At 72.7% G+C, this 4,886-nt stretch carries 5 protein-coding genes and 1 pseudogene; 5 read left to right on the plus strand and 1 reads right to left on the minus strand.

Features of this window, described 5'->3' with window-relative positions; genetic code table 11:
- A pseudogene (locus tag IJH84_RS12700) lies at positions 1–314 on the minus strand (2-phospho-L-lactate guanylyltransferase); the annotation flags it as partial.
- Between the two features lie 88 nt (positions 315–402).
- On the opposite strand from IJH84_RS12700, the gene IJH84_RS12705 reads away from it, so the two are divergent.
- The 5 genes from IJH84_RS12705 to IJH84_RS12725 all read left to right on the plus strand — a co-directional run.
- Positions 403–1,458 (plus strand): 1-acyl-sn-glycerol-3-phosphate acyltransferase, encoded by a 1,056-nt coding sequence (locus IJH84_RS12705; RefSeq protein ID WP_367269016.1) that lies wholly within the window; start codon positions 403–405, stop codon positions 1,456–1,458.
- Positions 1,445–2,461: an NAD(P)H-dependent glycerol-3-phosphate dehydrogenase gene (locus IJH84_RS12710; protein WP_295144425.1), complete on the plus strand. Its 1,017-nt coding sequence runs from the start codon at positions 1,445–1,447 to the stop codon at positions 2,459–2,461. Before IJH84_RS12705 ends, IJH84_RS12710 begins: the two co-directional genes overlap by 14 nt.
- A 10-nt stretch (positions 2,462–2,471) precedes the next feature.
- Positions 2,472–3,596, plus strand: a complete 1,125-nt coding sequence (locus IJH84_RS12715) for a cystathionine gamma-lyase (protein WP_295144428.1) — start codon at positions 2,472–2,474, stop codon at positions 3,594–3,596.
- A gap of 413 nt (positions 3,597–4,009) precedes the next feature.
- Positions 4,010–4,486 (plus strand): cysteine dioxygenase family protein, encoded by a 477-nt coding sequence (locus IJH84_RS12720; protein WP_200070222.1) that lies wholly within the window; start codon positions 4,010–4,012, stop codon positions 4,484–4,486.
- 141 nt (positions 4,487–4,627) lie between these two features.
- On the plus strand, positions 4,628–4,886 hold a 259-nt coding region (locus IJH84_RS12725), incomplete at its 3' end, for a winged helix-turn-helix domain-containing protein (RefSeq protein WP_295144431.1).

Raw genomic sequence — 4,886 nt, forward strand, 5'->3', positions numbered from 1 at the left:
AGCGCCCCGATCCGGTCCGCGCCGCGGCCGCGCAGCACGCGCTCGCCGTGCTCCAGCGCGGGGTTGAGCCCGGCGTCCGGGTCGTCGGCGACGACTTCCACGCCCGCCGCCGCGAACGAGTCCGTCAGCTCCGAGTCGGAGGTCACCACCAGCACTTCGCGAACGCCCGCGGTGCGCCGGGCCGCCTCGACCGTGTCGTGCGCGACCGCGCTCACCAGCGCGGCGTGCGCGTCGGCGGGCCGGTCGCCGCGCAGCCGGGTCTTCGCCAGCCGCAGCGGCTTGATCGGCACCAGGAGGGAGGCGGGAACGCTCATGCCGCCATCCTCCGCCCGCGGCGGCCCCCGCCCGGGCAGCGGTGCCGGGGAGGTAACTTGACAGCCGCTCTGGCGAGAGGAGATGGGCGTGGAACCGGGAAATCTCAAGCGGCCGCGCAGACGCACGAAGGAGCGGCCGGCCACCGGCATGGGCCGGTTCTGGCTGCGGTTCGCGGCGATCGTGTTCTACCCGCTCACCGCCCTGCTCGCCCGGGTGCGGGTGCACGGGCTGGCGAACATCCCCGCGACCGGTCCGGTGGTGCTGGTGCTCAACCACGTTTCGCACCTGGATCCGCTCTACGACGCCGTGACGGTGCACCGGGCTGCGCGGATCCCGCGGTTCATGGCCAAGAACACGCTGTGGAACGTGCCGGTGCTGCGCAACGTGCTCGACGGCGTCGCCCAGATCCCGGTCGTGCGGCAGACCACCGACGCGCAGAAGAGCCTGCAAGCCGCGCACGACGCCTTGGAAACGGGCAAGGTCGTGATCATCTACCCGGACGGGACGGTCACCAAGGATCCCGACGGCTGGCCGATGGTGCCGAAGGCCGGTGTCGCGCGGCTCGCGCTGGAGCACGACGTGCCGATCGTTCCGATCGCCCGCTGGGGAACCCGGGACCTCTACAACCACTACGAGAAGAAGTTCCGCCCGTTCCCGCGCAAGACGGTGCACCTGCGCGTCGGTGAGCCGTTGGACGTTTCGGAGTTCCGCGGCAAACCGGCCGACAACGCGACGCTGCGCGCGGTGAGCGAGTTGGCCATGGGGCGGGTGCGGGAACTGCTCGGCGAGATCCGCGAGCAGCAGCCGCCCGCCGAGTTCTACTCGCCCGCTCGGCGGCGGGTGCAGGGCGGCTCCGCGGGGGGTTCGCGGGACGGCGCCGCGGGGGAAACTCCGCAAAACCGCGCCGCGGGGGAGACTCCGCAAAACGGCGCTCGGGATGAGACTCCGCAGAACGACACCGCGGGGGAGACTTCGCAGAACGGCGTTGCGGGGGAAACCTCGCAGAACGACACCGCGGATGAATCCCCGCAGAACGGCGCCACGCGTGGGCGGGACGGATCGGCCGGGAGCCCGCGCGAGGACTCGGACGATCTCCCGCAGCACAAGCGCGAGCGCCTGCAGGGCGACGATGAGCGGGCCTGAACCGCTGCGCCGGGTCACCGTGCTCGGCGCCGGTTCGTGGGGCACCACGTTCGCCAAGGTGCTCGCCGACGCCGGGTCGGAAGTGACGTTGTGGGCGCGCCGCGCCGAAGTCGCCGAGGAGATCAACCGGCAGCACCGCAACGAGGACTACCTGCCCGGCGTGACCCTGCCGGAATCGCTGCGCGCCACGGATGACGCCGCCGCCGCGGTGCACCGGGCGCAAGCCGTGGTGCTGGCGGTGCCCAGCCAGAACCTGCGGGAGAACCTGGCCGGTTGGCAGCCGCTGCTGCCGGACGAGGCGACGCTGGTGAGCCTGGCCAAGGGCGTCGAACTGAGCACCCTCAAGCGGATGAGCCAGGTGGTGGCCGAGGTCGCGGACGTGCCGATGCAGCGCGTGGCCGTGGTCTCCGGACCGAACCTGGCCAAGGAGATCGCCGCCGGTGAGCCCACCGCGACCGTCGTGGCCTGCGCCGATCACGACCGCGCCGTCGCGTTCCAGGCGGCGTGCTCCACCGGCTACTTCCGCCCCTACACCAACACCGATCTGGTCGGCATCGAGCTGTCCGGGGCGTGCAAGAACGTGATCGCGCTCGCCTGCGGCATGGCCGCCGGGCTCGGGCACGGCCACAACACGATGTCCTCGCTGATCACCCGCGGGCTGGCGGAGACCACCCGGCTCGGGGTGGCGCTCGGCGCGGAGCCGATGACGTTCGCCGGGCTGGCCGGGATGGGCGACCTGGTGGCCACCTGCACCTCGCCGCTGTCGCGGAACCGGACCTTCGGCGAGCGGCTGGGCCGCGGCGAATCCGTGCTCGCCGCGCAGCAGGCCGCGCACGGGCAGGTCGCGGAAGGCGTGAAGTCGTGCTCGTCCATCCGGGAGCTCGCCGCGCGGTGCGGGGTGGAGATGCCGATCACCGAGGTGGTGCACCAGGTCTGCCACGAGGGCCTGGAACCCGGCCCGGGGGCGGCGCTGCTGCTGGGGCGGGAACGCAAAGCCGAGTGACGGGAGGGAAATGACGGCGTTCAGCGCGGATTCCGGGGCGGATTCCGGGGCGGAGTTCGGCGACGGCACGCGTTGCGTGCACGGCGGGCACGGCGGGGAACGACCCGGTGAGCCGCTCGCGCCCGGGCCGGTGTTCGCGGCGCCTTACCACCTCGGCGGTGACTCGGCGGATTTCTACGGCCGGGCGGGCAATCCCACCTGGCGGGCGCTGGAAGCCGCGATCGGCGACCTCGACGGCGGGCCCTGCGTGCTGCTGCCCTCCGGCATGGCCGCGATCAGCACGTTGCTGCGCAGCGTGCTGCGGGCGGGGGATTCGCTGCTGCTGCCCATCGACGGCTATTACGCGACCCGCCAGTTCGTGCAGGACGAGATGGACGCGCTTTCGTTGCGCGTAAAGGAAATCCCGACCACCGGTCCGTGGCCGGAAGGGATCTTCGACGGGGTCCGGCTGGTGCTGCTGGAAACCCCGTCCAACCCCGGGCTGGACGTCTGCGACATCGCCGAACTCGCGCGGCGCGCGCACGCGGCGGGTGCGCTGCTGGCGGTGGACAACACCACGGCGACGCCGCTGGGGCAGCGGCCGCTCGAGCTCGGCGCGGACTTCGCGATCGCCAGCGACACCAAGGCGTTGTCCGGGCACAGCGATCTGCTGCTGGGGCACGTGTCCACTGCGGACGGCGAGTGGGCCGAGCGGTTGCGCAAGGCGCGCACGCTTTCCGGCTCGATTCCCGGGCCGTTCGAGACCTGGCTGGCACACCGCAGCCTCGGCACGCTCGACCTGCGCTTGGCGCGGCAGGCGCAGAACGCCTCCGCGCTGGCCGAGGCGCTGCGCGGGCGCGTGCGCGGGTTGCGCTGGCCCGGGCTGTCCGACGATCCCGCGCACGCGGCCGCGCGGGCGCAGATGCGGCGTTGGGGCGGGGTTTTCCGCTTCGAGCTCGCCGACGCCGACGCGGTGGCGGAGTTCGTGCGCCGCAGCCGGCTCGTTTCGCAGGTGACCAGTTTCGGCGGCGTGCACAGCACCGTCGACCGGCGGGCGCAGTGGGGCGATCCGGTGCCCGAGGGATTCGTGCGCTTCTCCGCCGGGTGCGAGGACACCGATGATCTGGTCGCCGACGTGCTCGGGGCGCTCAACTGAGGCCCGCGGGGTTTCCCGTTCTCGCTCGTCGCGGTCGCACCGCTCGCAAACCCCGGTTGAGCTGCGATCCCGCCCCCTGCCCGAGGGTGTGAGATGGGCGGAGTCCGCTTGACGGGTAACCCGGCGTGCTGGTTGAGTACTCGCCGTGTTGCCGCGAGCCATGACCGTCAGCTGGGGTCACATCGACCTTCGCCGGGTGGCGAGCGCGCTTTGTCCGCTGCGGTGATCCACCCGGCGTCCCGGGCCTGAGCCCGCATTCCCCGGCCGCTTCCCGGCCACCGCAGCGCTTTCCGGCGCATTCCGCGCGAACTCCCGCGCGACGCAGCCGATCCCGCGACGCCGCAGAACCCGAGGGTGGACACCGCGCCGCCGCGCGATCCCGATCAATTCGACCGATTCACGAGGACATCCACGTGTTCGCAGTACCTCCCAACACCGTCGCCGCCGAAGCGGACCGCTCCCTGGCGCACCCGGCGCGGATCGCCCGCGAGTTCGCCGCCGACCGGCAATCGTGGGCGCACCGGCTGCGCTACGACCCGCAGCAGCGCTGGTCCGGCCTGCTGGAACGCACCGCCGGGTACGAAGCGTGGCTGCTGAGCTGGTTGCCGGGGCAGCACACCGAACTGCACGACCACGGTGGCGCCACCGGCGCTTTCACCGTCGTGTCCGGTTCGGTCGACGAGCGGGTGGTCCGGTCCACCGCCACCGGCCCGGCCGAGGAGTGGCGCACCATCGAGACCGGTCAGTCGCGGGTGTTCGGCCCGGACTACGTGCACCAGGTCGTCAACGACGGCCCGGATCCGGCGATCACCGTGCACGTGTACCGCCCCGCCCGCACCCGCATGACCCGCTACTCCCTCGACCCGGTCCGCGGCCTCACCACTGCTTGACTCCGAAACCCTTCGCGTCGGGTGGAGGTCGCGCCCGACCGAACCAAGGGGGCCGATGGGGAAGCGGTGCGGGGTTGCGGCGCACCGCACAGCGCAGCGGGTGGCAGCATCGCAGGTGACGACCCAGGAGAGTCCTCCGCGATGCCCACTTCGCTGCCCGCGGCGAGTTCGCCGCTGCTGGAACCGGCCGTCGAGCTGCGCCGCGACGACCACCGCCCGCTGGCGGTGCAGCTCGCCGACGCGCTGCGGCACGCCGCCACCCTCGGCCACCTGCGGGGTGGTGACCGGCTGCCGTCCACCCGCGCGCTGGCGCGGCACCTCGGCGTGAGCCGCACCGTCACCGCCGCGGCCTACGAGCAGCTGCACGCCGAAGGCTGGATCGTCGGCAAGCACGCCTCAT

The organism is Saccharopolyspora sp. (assembly GCF_017434145.1).
Classification (GTDB): domain Bacteria; phylum Actinomycetota; class Actinomycetes; order Mycobacteriales; family Pseudonocardiaceae; genus Saccharopolyspora_C; species Saccharopolyspora_C galaxeae.

What these genes read in the sequence shown, in the direction of transcription:
- IJH84_RS12710 (WP_295144425.1), top strand. Translation starts at nt 1,445, where the DNA reads ATGAGCGGGCCTGAACCGCTGCGCCGGGTCACCGTGCTCGGCGCCGGT.
- IJH84_RS12715 (WP_295144428.1), top strand. Translation starts at nt 2,472, where the DNA reads ATGACGGCGTTCAGCGCGGATTCCGGGGCGGATTCCGGGGCGGAGTTC.